The 13,170-nt window shown below is 30.5% G+C and carries 13 protein-coding genes; 7 read left to right on the plus strand and 6 right to left on the minus strand.

The window, feature by feature from the left end:
* Positions 1-113: 113 nt before the first annotated feature.
* Both H5203_RS21560 and H5203_RS21565 read right to left on the minus strand, forming a co-directional pair.
* Positions 114-1,202 carry a type II secretion system F family protein gene (locus tag H5203_RS21560; protein WP_182820290.1) on the minus strand — a complete coding sequence of 363 codons (1,089 nt, stop codon included), beginning with the start codon at positions 1,200-1,202 and terminating at the stop codon, positions 114-116.
* Positions 1,186-2,055: a hypothetical protein gene (locus tag H5203_RS21565; protein WP_182820291.1), complete on the minus strand. Its 870-nt coding sequence runs from the start codon at positions 2,053-2,055 to the stop codon at positions 1,186-1,188. The genes H5203_RS21560 and H5203_RS21565 overlap by 17 nt, the downstream gene beginning before the upstream one ends.
* Before the next feature lie 160 nt (positions 2,056-2,215).
* Between H5203_RS21565 and H5203_RS21570 the strand changes: the two genes are divergently transcribed.
* Complete coding sequence (locus H5203_RS21570) at positions 2,216-2,899, plus strand: hypothetical protein (protein WP_182820292.1); 684 nt, start codon at positions 2,216-2,218, stop codon at positions 2,897-2,899.
* Here the strand turns inward: H5203_RS21570 and H5203_RS21575 are convergent.
* The 4 genes from H5203_RS21575 to H5203_RS21590 form a co-directional block, all read right to left on the minus strand.
* Entirely contained in the window at positions 2,884-3,435 is a 552-nt protein-coding gene (locus H5203_RS21575; RefSeq protein WP_182820293.1) for a hypothetical protein, read from the minus strand. The two genes, H5203_RS21570 and H5203_RS21575, sit on opposite strands and share 16 nt — an antisense overlap.
* Complete coding sequence (locus tag H5203_RS21580) at positions 3,432-4,736, minus strand: hypothetical protein (RefSeq protein ID WP_182820294.1); 1,305 nt, start codon at positions 4,734-4,736, stop codon at positions 3,432-3,434. Before H5203_RS21580 ends, H5203_RS21575 begins: the two co-directional genes overlap by 4 nt.
* A gap of 195 nt (positions 4,737-4,931) precedes the next feature.
* On the minus strand, positions 4,932-5,939 hold the full coding sequence (locus tag H5203_RS21585; RefSeq protein ID WP_182820295.1) for a hypothetical protein: 1,008 nt from the start codon (positions 5,937-5,939) through the stop codon (positions 4,932-4,934).
* 92 nt (positions 5,940-6,031) lie between these two features.
* Positions 6,032-6,550: a hypothetical protein gene (locus tag H5203_RS21590; protein ID WP_182820296.1), complete on the minus strand. Its 519-nt coding sequence runs from the start codon at positions 6,548-6,550 to the stop codon at positions 6,032-6,034.
* Positions 6,551-6,713: 163 nt separating this feature from the next.
* On the opposite strand from H5203_RS21590, the gene H5203_RS21595 reads away from it, so the two are divergent.
* From H5203_RS21595 to H5203_RS21620, 6 genes are all read left to right on the plus strand, one after another.
* Complete coding sequence (locus tag H5203_RS21595; RefSeq protein WP_182820297.1) at positions 6,714-7,631, plus strand: hypothetical protein; 918 nt, start codon at positions 6,714-6,716, stop codon at positions 7,629-7,631.
* Between the two features lie 306 nt (positions 7,632-7,937).
* Positions 7,938-8,372: a hypothetical protein gene (locus H5203_RS21600; protein ID WP_182820298.1), complete on the plus strand. Its 435-nt coding sequence runs from the start codon at positions 7,938-7,940 to the stop codon at positions 8,370-8,372.
* 100 nt (positions 8,373-8,472) lie between these two features.
* Positions 8,473-9,021, plus strand: coding sequence for a type 4 pilus major pilin (locus H5203_RS21605; RefSeq protein ID WP_182820299.1), 549 nt, complete (start codon positions 8,473-8,475; stop codon positions 9,019-9,021).
* A 27-nt stretch (positions 9,022-9,048) separates the two neighbouring features.
* A complete protein-coding gene (locus tag H5203_RS21610; protein WP_182820300.1) occupies positions 9,049-9,414 on the plus strand; it encodes a hypothetical protein in 366 nt (121 codons plus the stop codon).
* A 115-nt stretch (positions 9,415-9,529) separates the two neighbouring features.
* Entirely contained in the window at positions 9,530-11,992 is a 2,463-nt protein-coding gene (locus tag H5203_RS21615) for a hypothetical protein (protein ID WP_182820301.1), read from the plus strand.
* A 322-nt stretch (positions 11,993-12,314) separates the two neighbouring features.
* Positions 12,315-13,121, plus strand: a complete 807-nt coding sequence (locus H5203_RS21620; RefSeq protein ID WP_182820302.1) for a hypothetical protein — start codon at positions 12,315-12,317, stop codon at positions 13,119-13,121.
* The last annotated feature ends 49 nt before the right edge of the window (positions 13,122-13,170 follow it).

Here is a 13,170-nt window from a genome sequence, read left to right on the forward strand (position 1 = left end):
AGAATTATTAAATAATCAATTCATGCATTATATTATGCATTATTAGTATGCTTTAAAAATAAAAAAGGCGCATCATGCGCCTTAAAGATATATTTATTTAGATTTTTATTGAGTTAGAAAGCCCCTGACATTTGTGTTGCCGATGTTGAAGCTGACATAAATGACATATAACCCCATGCTATAAAACACACAATGAAGGCAATAATTAAACCATTGATTATTGATAATGATTTTTTGATTTGATTGATAATATCGTCTATTGACTTTTCACCAAATCTTCTCAATATCTCTTCAAAGTTTCCTTTACCGCCACGATCTTCAATCTCATCACCTATCTCACCTAACAAATGTGTATTGATTGCTGCGGCTGGTTTAATCGCTTTGTTAACGCTGTCTAACATTAGATTTAACTCATAACCGATATACTTAGTTGTATTCTCTTTCATTTTAGTTAATGACTGTAAACTGGTGTAATTACTCTCCATTAAGTTAGAAAATGAGATCAAAAAGATACCTGCTTGAAATTTTCTATATATTGAAAACGGGAATAAACTATCAAGCTTGTAGCGTATGTTGCCTGTAAGATTGGGTAATGCGTAAATGATTACCGCAATCAATACAACTAAACCTATTCCTACACCTATTAAATTGTGTTGTATGAATGAAGAAAAGGCATAGAATTTTTGTGCGCTATTCGACCAGTTAGAGACATTACTTACTTCAGTTAAAATAGGAATAATTTTATAGGAAAACATAATCACCATTCCTACTGCTACTGCTACAAGAACACAAGGGTAAATCATTGAAGATATAATAGTGCTTTTTAACCTGCTTATGTCTTCAACTAGCTTACAACAGGTTTTTAGTGATTGTTCCAGCTTACCACCGCCACCACTATCTAAGATCATTTGTTCGTTATAAGAGACAAAATCGCGTGTAGCTCCTGAAAAATCATTACCCGTATTTAATACTTCATTGGCGTGTTTTAAAAACACTATTTCTTTGGTATCAATCATTCTAAATAACGATTTTTGTCTTCTTCGTTGAAGTGTTTCAAGGTGTCGTTGTACGGCTAATTTGATACTATCTCCAAAACCTAAACTATCAATCAATACATTGTAGATTTTTATACGAGCTTTATTATCACTCTTAAAACTTTTTATTTGTTGTTTTCTAAACCACTCCTTAACCGCACTTATCATAATCAACCCCCTTAATTACATTTTTAAAGTGATTTATTACTTCAATGTCATTCAGTGAGTAGTAATAGTGTTTAGATCTTACTTTGATAATTTTGGCTATACCTTTTCCACACAAATCTTTTATCGACTTAGAAAGTGTGTAATAACAATTATCTTCATTAACATTAAGTTCTGTTTTTAGTATGTTATGAATAGACCTATATTTTCTTGACGCATTAATATTTTTGTACTCAGGTGTAGCTTTTAAATATTTAATGAATTTATTTTTATCAACTACGCGATAAACATTGTTTACACGTTTTTTATTTTCCGTTATCAAATTTCTTTTAAGTAAATCATTACATAACATTGAAAATAGTTTATACGAATAAGAATTGTTAACTTTCACTATATCTTTAATTAATCTGTATGGTCTTAATGTCTCAACCTCTTTAACTTTATAGTAATTTTTCTTATATCTCTTAAAATCAGAGATTAATCTACTTTTGTCAATACAATAGTAATATGTCTTTCTATGTAGTTTTTCATAATCAATTACACATTGTCTTTTTAATTCAAAACACCTTTCGTTTAAGTATGCATGTATAAGTGTTGTTGGTGAGCCACTATCAATAATTACATTTCTTGCACTTGTGTACTTACGTCTTAGTAGTATGTTTCTTATCTGTGGCATTTTTTCTATATATTTTATTGCCTTGTTATCATCGTCAACAAGTAAAGTTCTTAACTTCCCCGTTGGTTTTTCATAAGCAACACTATCTTTAATAAATGTATTTTTATTTTCAGCAATAAATTTATTAACAAACATCGGTGGTAGTTTAAATTCACCAATCAGCAATTTTCTTAGAGTCATAACATCATCTCCCTCTTGTTATTTTTGTACTCATCCAATAAGTAGCACGATTTTATTTTCCTTATTTACTACATTGTTTTATAATAGATTTGTAAAAAATCAATAGAACTTTTTAAAAAAACAGATTAAATAATGATAAAAATATAAATAATTAAGTGAGGTGGCGTTATTAGATTGTTATGTGTTTATATTAAAATATAACAAACTCACAAACATGAATATAAAATTTGAAGATGCAAAGAAGATATATAATATTGAATTAGCTAAGTTTTACAGTGACTTTAAGAGGTATAAGTGCTTTGATAATTCAAAACCGATTATGAGTGTTTTATATAATGATAATTGGGAAGTTGAGTATCAAAAGCTAGAAGAGTTAAGAGATCAATTTAACAATGAAGGTCATTATTCGAGAGTGATACAACCACCAAAACTTGTCTATGTTGACGCTGGTACAATAATGAAAGTTAGTCATAGCAACTCACAATCAGTGAAAAAAATTGAAGCAAACAATTTATATCAAGTATGCCAAATTATAATGAGCCAAAAAGCACCACTCGATGAAAAACAACGTGCTTGTAAGCATATTGAAGCGCTGGCTTATCATAACCCTGATATATACAAACAATTGTCATTCAGGAAGTTTGGAAGTGGTTATTATTGCTATTACTCACAAAACGGTGAGAACAGAATGACAAGCATAGGTACTGGTATTGTGGTGAACTGCGATTACAAATACATAAAGAAAGCTACGGGTAATCGTGCTACCCGTAGTGATAAGAAGTCATTGATTGATTTGAAACTGTTTTGTTCTGGTAAAGGTTATTTGTATCAAGAAGTTATATGATCCATCAGTGTTTGTTTGATATCGGCTGTATTCTCAATCGTTTCATTAGCGATAAACTCTTCAATCGAGCTTTCTACAACGTTTAAGCCATAAAACACATTCTTATGAGAGATAAACACTTCATTGTTTTCTGCGACACGACATACTTTGACTTGTAGATCTTTGTTATTGATAACGTCAGCAATCGCTAAAAGGCGTTTAGAGCGACATTTGATACCTATTGCGTAAGTCATATAGTCAAAATCTTCATCTCGTGCGACAAGATAGATATAGCCTGTTTTAAAACACATAACTGCGTCTGTGAAATGGTGTTCGATAAACCAAGGTAAGTAGTCATCTTGTATAGCAATAAAGCTACCGTTTTCATTATCACCAAATAGAAAAGTATTAGATATATAACTACTGAGATTAACAACGTTATTATGGTTATTGTGAATTGTAGCTTCCTTACGTTTTAACAAATGATAAATAAAGCCTAAAAGTTTTAACTTGGCTGGTAATCTGGCAATGTGTATATCAAAATTTCTTACATTCATTTCGTTATTCCTTTGTAATTTTTGTAGTATTTCCCTAAGTGGTAGTCAGCACCCTCGATTGCTGCTTCAACCTTTGGTTGTTTTACTTTCATATCTGCTGTTTTTTCAAATAAGTAGTGCGACCACGCACCACTACACTCAACAAAAGACGCTATACGCCCTGTTTGGCTTAACATATACCAAAGATCACGATTTTCCTTTTTAAGCCATAAAAACTCACAAGAAGCCAAAACGCCTTTTGTTCTACTCTCTTCAAGTAGTCTTGCGATAAGTGTTTTTTCATAAAAATGCTTATCAACTATGTCATTTATGATTGATATTCTTTTATCAACTTTTTTCTTTTTAAAGAAAATAAACTTCTTCTCTGTTGTGGTTAGTCCAAAATTACTATTAATATAGTCCTCAACCTCTTTATGTATGATCGCTCTGTATTGAAGATTATTCTTTTCGTGTGATTTGTTCTTATGACTTGAGTATGCTCTTGCTAATGTGTCATTAAAATATTTTGACTTCTTACTATCACCTATCAACTTCGCTACAATAATCGACAATACACATTTCTTTTCGATAGATAATGATTTGAAGTCCTTAAAGGTTGCGCCAAGTTCCTCTGTGAATAGCTGGTATGCTTTATTGTAGTTAAGTTTAAATTGAAGCTTTTTAAACCCTTCGCTATTTTTATCAGTGTTTTTTTCATAGTCTAAAACATTATGGCGTTTCAAATATTCCTGTGGCTTTTCGCTCATAGCAAACCAGTTTTCATCAAGTGATTTGATACCGACCATTTTTTCTTGTTCATGAATAATGGGTTTAATCTGCGTCCATATCTCACTTTCTTGTTCTGCTAAGGAACGTATGTTGTATACTCTGTCAAAACGTAGTTTATTATTTATTTTCTTGGTTAATTTATAGAAAAAGAAAAAGACAAAAGGAAGTAATACAACGGTATAGATACGATCAACTAAGGCTATAAACCCTGTGTTATCTTTTATAGTTTCGGTAGATTGATCTATAAAGTAGTTGTTTATTTTTCCTATGTTTACACCTATATCTAACTTACGTATATGAAAGCCTTCTATATAAGTAGAGATATAGTGAGGAATGTCAGCATATAAAAAAAGATAACCTGCTATTTCTTCTGGTAAGAATGATAGTGCGTAAAAAAAATATTTTTTTGTGTAGTACCAAAATTGAAAGTAATAATCAAAAAATGAGCTTGATAGATAGAATAGTCCTAAAACAAATATTGCTATAAGTAGTATTACACCATCAGTGTTATCGCCATTGTGATTTTTTTCCATATTATTTATCTCCCTTGATATATCAAGGTAATATAGAAAAAATTATTTTCAATAACGCAAATAAAAAAACCACTCTTTCGAATGGTTTTTTGCTTGATTGAATAATTAAAATAAGTGTTACTTTCATTAATCTAATAGACTAATGTAAACTTTAATTTATGATATATTTTTTAAATGTCAACACCACAATTAAAATTAAATAGATAATTCTCTTGCTTTTTGTTTTTTGTTATCAGCAACAACCTTATCATTGCCCGTAAGTTTATTTATTTCATTTTCAAACTTATTGTCCCAAGCTTTCGCTGCTTTGTTTGTTTCACTGGCAAATACAGCAAATGTTGTGATTTTCTCACCACCAATTAAACGTCTTGGATCAAGTATCTCTTTTATTTGATTACTATACTTATCAGCTTGCTTTTCACTAAGCCCTCTATTCATTACTGCTTTTTTGATAACATTGTCGTAAGCACCTGACATTACTTTTTGATTAAACACTTTTTGTTGTCTAACAATAAAATCAGTGTAGTTTTGTGTATTGTTATACAAGTCTTTACGTGTTTCACCGTCAAGCCTGTATGCGTCAACTTTAGTCCAAAATGCTTTACCTAGCCCTTTCAGGTGATTAGCAAGTTTTGGGTTATAGATGTTTTCTTTCTTCTGGCTGTTCTCAATATCAATGGTTTTCTTAAAAAGAGTCGATAACAACTGAGCTTTATCGCTGGTATTTTCTATACCGTGTTTGTTAGCTACTGTTGTTAATGAAGGTAGTTTTTTTACACCATTCTCTGTTTTAAGATTAGTAAAGTCTATGTTTTCTTTGGCAATATCAAATACCGCACCATTTTGAAGTGATTGTGGTAAGTGATGCATTACTTTATCAGCATTAGCCATTACTAATAGTGTATTACCCTTCCCTACAAATTCAGTAATCGCTTCTTTATCACCTTTAAAAGTTGTTGAATACTCAGCACCTTTACGTTTTTCATGAAGCTTTTCGATATCACTATCAGTTAAGCGAGTATTCGCTTTGTTATCGTGTAAAGGATTATAAAATCTTTTTAATCTTTGAGTTTCATTTGTACTAACATTTTCTTTAATGATATTCAAAGCAATAACGTCCGATTTTTTTGAGCTTCCTGCTGAAACCAAATCAATATATATTATGTTGTCTAATTGATTTAAAAAATCTTTGTCAATTTTCATTACATTTCTCTTTTGTTATATTTATAGATATATCATATTTTTTTTAAAAAAAAAGACCATAATGATTATTTTTTTCATTATACAATGTATTTTTACCTTGTTTTATCATAATAGTTATCATACCTATCTTTAAACTGTAAATACTCATCTTTCGTAATCGTCCAAAACACTTCTTTTGTTTTACTGTTTAACAGTTTTAAACCATTACAAAAATTAGGGTTAGTACAATCAGCATCCATTACAATATTTTGCTTGTTGTAAGCGTTCTCAATATTTTTTCTTAACGCCTGTGATATAAATTTATTGCTTTCAATTTGTATGTTATCACCACTTTTATAAGCAATGAAGTAAGTAGGTATAGTTGAGGATGTATCGTTAAGTATTCCTTGTTTACATTTCGTAGCCTTCGAATTTTTCATAACATTGATACAAACGTCCATTCTGTATCGTGTTGAACTTATGTCAGTATTTACATTGATATTTAAAAAGATATAACCAATACCACAAACTATAAAAATAACTAATGTATAAAATACGCTTTGTAGATAGTACTTATTAATAAATACAATTACATCATCAATGTACTCTTCAAATATTTTATTTTCTTTCATATTATTCGTTCCTTTTAAATTATTAAATCACATTTTTCTTCTTAAGCAATATTAAATAAACCATTATATAAAGTAAGAAATAGAAAAAACAATTTCATTCAACTTTCAAAGCATTGAATACAGCTTTTTTAATGATAAAATGAAATTAATGGAGAAAGATATTATGAAAAATTTAATTAACAGAAACGACAGTGTAAAAGTACATTATCAACATTTACAAAAAGCGATTAGCCAGCTTGAAAGTACGTTGTCTGGAATAAAAAATCACGATAGAAATTATAGAGAAAAGGCTAATAGTTATTCTTATAGTGATGTTAGAGAACATTCACTAATGATCTGTGAAAAATTAAAAGAAAATTTAAAGCTTCATTATAGAGAAAGTTATACAGGAACTTATTTTGAGTTAGTTAAAGAAGACTTTAAAGAGATAATGGCAACTATCAATAAATATGCTGATGAAGGTAAGAAAAACATTGTAAAGAGTATATTTAGAGATATTCAAAAGACTTCACACACAATTGTTAAAGCAAGAAATAGTGTAATGAGAGATCATCGTATTGACCATTCAATCAATCGTTTAGAAAATCACGTTTTTGGTGGCAAAAAGCTAATGACTGATACAATGGAAAGAATGGATGAAGCGGCTGGTTTTAATAGTAGTAAAACAACAGGTACAGGTTCTTCATCATTTAATAAGCAAAGTGAAGAGTATGAGAAAGAATGTTTGCGAATAGAGCGTAGAAAGCAGTATAAAAAGCAAGTTGCTGATAAAAAGCTTTTACAAAAAGTGTTTAAAATTAATCTTGATCGTAGAGATAGAAATTTAAGTCAATTAGATATAAAGCTTTCGGAAAACTTAGAGTTTTATCTAACAGGCTGGCAAGAAGATGAATTGCCTTTTTATAAAAATTTCCTGATTGAAAACGGTCAATCACATTTGATTAAACTTGTTGATCCTGATAGCAGTAAAGTGTCTATTGATTATGAAGGTAGTAATATCAAATCAATGCTTGAAGCTAAGACACAAGCAACGAATGATAAACAAAAAGATATTATGATTAGGAAATACGCACAACTATAAAAAAATAAGCCACTTAGAGTGGCTTTTATATTAGATTTTAAATTAATTCAATAGTTAGAAATCATAATATTTAAACAAGAAAAAATATATTATATAATACAATATTTATTGGCAAATATATTGACAACATATTATTTTCATCATATTATAATCTTGTCTTCGAATAGTGTTCTCCATTTATTCGTTTGATACTACCTTTGAAAAGCGAAGAAAAGGGCTACCTTATGGTAGCTCTTTTTTTTGGATGCTTAAATATTGATTAAATAAATTTTAATGATATTCATAATATTCTAAGGGAGAATAATTATGAATATTAATTTAATGTACGATTTTAAGGAAAAATACAAAAAAGCCGATGCGAATGGTTATCGCATAGGTTCGCCACGATCAGCACAATCAACCACTTCAAAACACTACATTTTCTACTACCCTACAGATAACGATGACGCTTATGAAAAGGTTAAAAACATTTGCGATAACTCATTGATTAAGCATGTTCTTTTCTATCAAAACAATGACGTAGCTTTCATATCACAACGTGTAGCAAAAAAATCTATTTTCATTGTTAATTTAATAATGAAGAGAAGCGATCTTATTTCATTTCATCCATTGAGAATGTTTAACAATGAAAAGGACGCTATTAAATTATTAGAATTATTAAAACGTCAAGGCACAAAAATTTTCTATAAAGAAGAAGATTTATTTAGATTTGTAAAAGACTTTTCAAAAAAAAACCATTAAATAATGTATTTTTTTAATATTTAGTTCTTGATGAAAGTTTTTTATATGCTACATCAATATTGAAGACAAAAATAATTTTAAGAAAAGGAGTGTCTATAAAATGAAAAAAAATATAAACAGATTAATAAAAGGTAATAAATCAGGTTTAACCTTGATTGAAGCCTTGGCTGTAATTGCTCTAGGGGCGTTAGTAATTACTGGAATGATTTTAGCCTTTGGTGATGGTCAAGATAGTATTAAACAAAATGAAGCAATTACTGAGATTGCTGATATTACAAAAGAACTACAAAAAACATTTGCTAATGAAAGCTCAACAGGTCTTGATAATGATATTGCCATTTCCGCTGGAATGCTACCCACAAGCACAAGAAATAATTCCGATAGCTCAACTGGTGTTATTAAAAGTAAATTAGACGGTGAATATGTTATTGCTGGTTCTGCAACGAGTGGTAATGATTTCTCATTAACCGCAAATGGACTCGATACAACAGAAAAATGCTTAACCGCTTATCAAGCTGGAAGAAGTGTTGGTTATGACCGTATTGACATTAACGGTACTGAAAATAATACACCTGATTGGACGTTAACAACGGCTACTACTGCGTGTAGTAGTGCTTCACCTGCGACTGTAATTTTATACAACGATTAATATATCTATAATAAGGAGAATAAGAAAATGGGAATATTAACAAAAACACTTTTAACTATTTTAGTAGCTGTATTGGCTACGGTTATCTCGCCTGAGTTATTAGCTGAAACAGCTAAGATTGATGATGTAGCGAGTAACTTAACTGGAACAACAAAAGCCGTAGGTAGTTTATTCGGTTGGGTTGTGGCGTTTGCTGGCGGTATCTTTGCTTTCTTAGGTATTGTAGGTCTTAAAAAGTATGCGGAAGATAGTAGACAGAACCCGCTAATGAAACCACTAATCATGTTTGGTGCTGGCTCATTAGCATTAGGTTTCACTGCTTTCACTGGTATTCTTACCAAAACAACAACTGATACAGAGCAAGAAAACGAGGACGTTTTTAAGGCTAAATAATATCAAGTAAAATCATATTAAAAGCTCTAACCTTGTTGTTAGAGTTTTTTTGTTTTTACTATTGTTTAATGCGTTTTTTGTATTACCTTGATAGATAAGGGAGACAAGAAAACGGATGATAAAACAAGTATTTACATTGCTATTCTTATTAATATTTTCACATAGTACGTTTGCCACTGATGTAAATACTGAATTGTGTAAAGACAAAGTTGCTGTTCTTCTCGATAAAGAACGTAGAGATCAATTAACAGAACAAATACAAGACTTACCGATAACACAAAAAATAAGCCGTTTGACTGCTGAGTATGGTGATTGTATACAAAGCCCTATGGAAAACGACATATCAGTAGAAGTGTTAGCTTTCTTGTTTGGTGAGGGGCTAATAGACGGTGTAGACGTTATTATATCAATATTTAATAAAGCTCTTAATCTACAAGCTGATTTTAATGTTGAAGTATTTAAACAAAAGATTACTGATGGTTTTGGTAATAACTATTTCTTACCTATATTAGTTTCAATAAATACATTTTTATTTGGCATCGCTATTTCTATGTCAGTCTACTTTTCTGCAGGGTTTATTACTCGTTTAATGAGTGGTAATAAAATACCTGAATTTTCTTTCTTTGCTAAGACGTTTAAAAAGTCATCGATTGCTTATAGCCTGATTGCGCCTATACCTGCTTTTGGTGGTTTAAGTGTCGTACAGTTTCTTTTCTTATTCTTTGTATCATTGGGTATCTTCATTACTAAATTTTTATACACAATCATAGTCTTTGCCATTGCTATGATTAACTTTGATATGAATGCGAGTGAAGAGTTTGAAAGATCAAATATCACTGAAACATTTATAGAGCGTGTTGAAAACAACGTCCATATGCATCTATGCGACATACAACAACGTGAATTAGCGATAGAGCAACGTGGTTATTCATTCAATAACAGGTATTCAAAGTTAGCCGAAGACGAATACTACAAGTGCCTTATCAGTCCTACCACTCTTCAAGAAGCCAATGACTTCTACTTCATAAAGGACTTTACCCCTAACGATATAAAAGTGGGTGAATACTGTGCCAAAGTACACGGTATGAAGCTATTTAAAGACAATTACTGTGGCAATTTGTATACGATAAATGATAAGCAAAAAGAAGTAGCTGAGAAGTTAGGGTTGTATTCTTCCACTTATCAAAGGTTATTGAGAGAGATAGCACTAAGTTTAAGAGAAATTCAGTGTAAGAATGATATAGACGGTTTTATACATGATACAGGTACGTATAACTGTATGAAGCAAAACATAAATGGTGAGTACCTATACAACAAGGTTAAAGATCGTATCTTATACATTGATATCGCTTATGCTGATGAAAATTCATTAAAACAACACATACAATCAGTATCAAATAAAGAATACGCGAGGTTACACGATTACTTTAAGCCAAGATTAAAAGAAGTCTTCACAGACCTATTGTTTGAAAACCAAGAAGAAGCCTTACAAAATGAAGTAGATAACATTGTTTCACTGATTAATAAGGGATGGTTTTTAACAGGGAGTGTTTATTTTGAGAAGAATAAGTATATCAACGACATATCAACTGAAATTGAGTTAATTAGAAGTAGTTATAATACAGGTTACGATAGTGAGATTAAGGACGAATTAACCGATCAGGAAGGTAGTGAGAAACGTAAAGCTATTGATAGTGTATTTGGTATTTTTTCTCGTCCTAAACCTGTGGAACAAAGTACACATATCTTTGATATTAAAGCCTTAATAACTTCACAATATGATTTTGACGGTGGTTGTAGTACGGATCTAAATAAATGTAGCGTATTTAAAATGAATAGCTACTTAGCATTATCGCAAGCTGGTAATGAGATAATGGAAGATACAATAGGTTTTTCTTTTGGTTTAGGTTTAGCAAATAAAACACTTATGTCAATAACAGGTTTTATGCCTGATGTGTTAGCAAAGGTAGTCTATTCAATATCAAACCTTATTGAATTAGCGGCTGATATCTTTCAAGGAATGTTTATAATTGGTTTTATTTTAGGTGTAGTTATACCTTTTATTCCTTTCTTTTTCTTCTTATCAAAAATCATTGCGTGGTTAATTTCTGTAGTCAAAACAATGATAGTTATTCCTCTTGTTAGCCTTTACTTCTTGATCCCGAATGAAGGTGAAGAATTTGAAGGTCATGAATTACCGATTTATAAGTTAATAAAGTCTGTAATTTTTCAACCTCTATTAATACTGATTGGTTTTGTTGTTGCGTTTTTCTTTGCGAATATCTTAATCAACCTACTTAACCTATCACTATCAATTTTAGTTCCGATACTTGATTTAAAATATAGTTATAGTTCTATATGGAATATGTTTCAGGGCTTTGTTGGAATGATGTTGTATACCATTGTTGTAAGTTATATTTTGATTAAATGCTGTGCTATCGTGAATACATTACCAAAATTTATCAGCAAATGGATTGACATAGAAGTTGATGAAAATCAAATATTTGGTGGTTTGCATCAACATATACAAGGTACAGTTCTACCTTTCTTTACGAAAACTAAATTATTTAATATATAAATTTAAAAAAACTATTTACTTTAGTTTTTTTTCATATACAACTTAAGAGTAAGGACATTGCCTTTTTTAAATATGGACTTAATTTAAAAGGAATATACGTTCGTCATATTACGTATATAGGTAATTTTAAGGACATTTATTAAAGGAATAACAAAATAACAACAATGGACTACAAACTTCAAACCCTGCTTTTATAGTAGGGTTTATTTTTTTATGATAAAAAATATCATGTTTTTTATTGTTTAGTGTTGACATTACATAATATATCTAACTATAGTGTCCATGCTCATTAATTAAATAGTTCCCAATCGGAGTAATAATCATGGATCAACTTTTTGAAGTTAAAGTTTCTAAAGATACTAACGAACAACTTAAAGCGGCTGTAAAGCAAGTTTCTACCAAAGAAGGTGTAAAACAATTATTTCAAACTGCAGCAAGTTTTGACTTATTAAAGTTTGTTGTTGATAACAAAAAGTCTCTTGGTATGGCTGTATTAGAAAATAGCCGTAAAGCTAAATATCAGGAAGTTGTATCAAGCCCTGCTACTGCTGAATTTGCTAAGTTAACTGGCTCAACTGTTGAAAAATTAGCTGAAAAAGCTGCTGCTGAATATATGTCTACAATGAAACTTCCTTCTTATCTTGTGATTGAAGAAGAAAGTGAAGATAAACCTGTTCGTGAACGTAAAGCTCGTCCACCAATCTTCAAAGTTCAATTAGAAGACGGTACAGTTCTTCAACATGCTGGTGGTGGTCAAGTTAAAGGTGATGTTGCTGATTACCTTTGGGAACAAGTTAAAGGCGAAAAAAGTATTGATGCCAAAAGTAAGAAAATGGCTGAGATTATTAATCAACATAAAGTTGAAGGTGCTGAAAAGTCTAAGCTTGATAACATGGTTCCAGCCGTTATCGCTTCAAAGACAATGATTTTCTCTATTAAAGACGCTAATGGTAATACATTAGAGTGGAATAGTCGTACACGAGTACAAGATAACTTAGTTAATGCTATTCGTGAAGCTGTAAATAAAGGCAAGAAAGTTGCTGATTTCTATGTGAAGAACGAACTTTACAGCGAAGAAGAAAAGAAAAAGCAAATAGCTGATATGGAAGACAAAGTATTCACAGAATAGTAGATTTTCCTTTCCCTTTAAAAGCCCTGTAGAGATACGGGGCTTTTTT

It is taken from the genome of Pseudoalteromonas sp. SG41-1 (assembly GCF_014164575.1).
GTDB classification, from domain to species: Bacteria; Pseudomonadota; Gammaproteobacteria; order Enterobacterales; family Alteromonadaceae; genus Pseudoalteromonas; species Pseudoalteromonas rhizosphaerae.

Coding starts and splice junctions, on each gene's coding strand:
- H5203_RS21615 (WP_182820301.1), top strand. CDS start 9,530: ATGATAAAACAAGTATTTACATTGCTATTCTTATTAATATTTTCACAT.
- H5203_RS21560 (WP_182820290.1), bottom strand. CDS start 1,202: ATGATAAGTGCGGTTAAGGAGTGGTTTAGAAAACAACAAATAAAAAGT.
- H5203_RS21610 (WP_182820300.1), top strand. CDS start 9,049: ATGGGAATATTAACAAAAACACTTTTAACTATTTTAGTAGCTGTATTG.
- H5203_RS21595 (WP_182820297.1), top strand. CDS start 6,714: ATGAAAAATTTAATTAACAGAAACGACAGTGTAAAAGTACATTATCAA.
- H5203_RS21575 (WP_182820293.1), bottom strand. CDS start 3,435: ATGAATGTAAGAAATTTTGATATACACATTGCCAGATTACCAGCCAAG.
- H5203_RS21600 (WP_182820298.1), top strand. CDS start 7,938: ATGAATATTAATTTAATGTACGATTTTAAGGAAAAATACAAAAAAGCC.
- H5203_RS21620 (WP_182820302.1), top strand. CDS start 12,315: ATGGATCAACTTTTTGAAGTTAAAGTTTCTAAAGATACTAACGAACAA.
- H5203_RS21590 (WP_182820296.1), bottom strand. CDS start 6,550: ATGAAAGAAAATAAAATATTTGAAGAGTACATTGATGATGTAATTGTA.
- H5203_RS21585 (WP_182820295.1), bottom strand. CDS start 5,939: ATGAAAATTGACAAAGATTTTTTAAATCAATTAGACAACATAATATAT.
- H5203_RS21565 (WP_182820291.1), bottom strand. CDS start 2,055: ATGACTCTAAGAAAATTGCTGATTGGTGAATTTAAACTACCACCGATG.
- H5203_RS21605 (WP_182820299.1), top strand. CDS start 8,473: ATGAAAAAAAATATAAACAGATTAATAAAAGGTAATAAATCAGGTTTA.
- H5203_RS21580 (WP_182820294.1), bottom strand. CDS start 4,736: ATGGAAAAAAATCACAATGGCGATAACACTGATGGTGTAATACTACTT.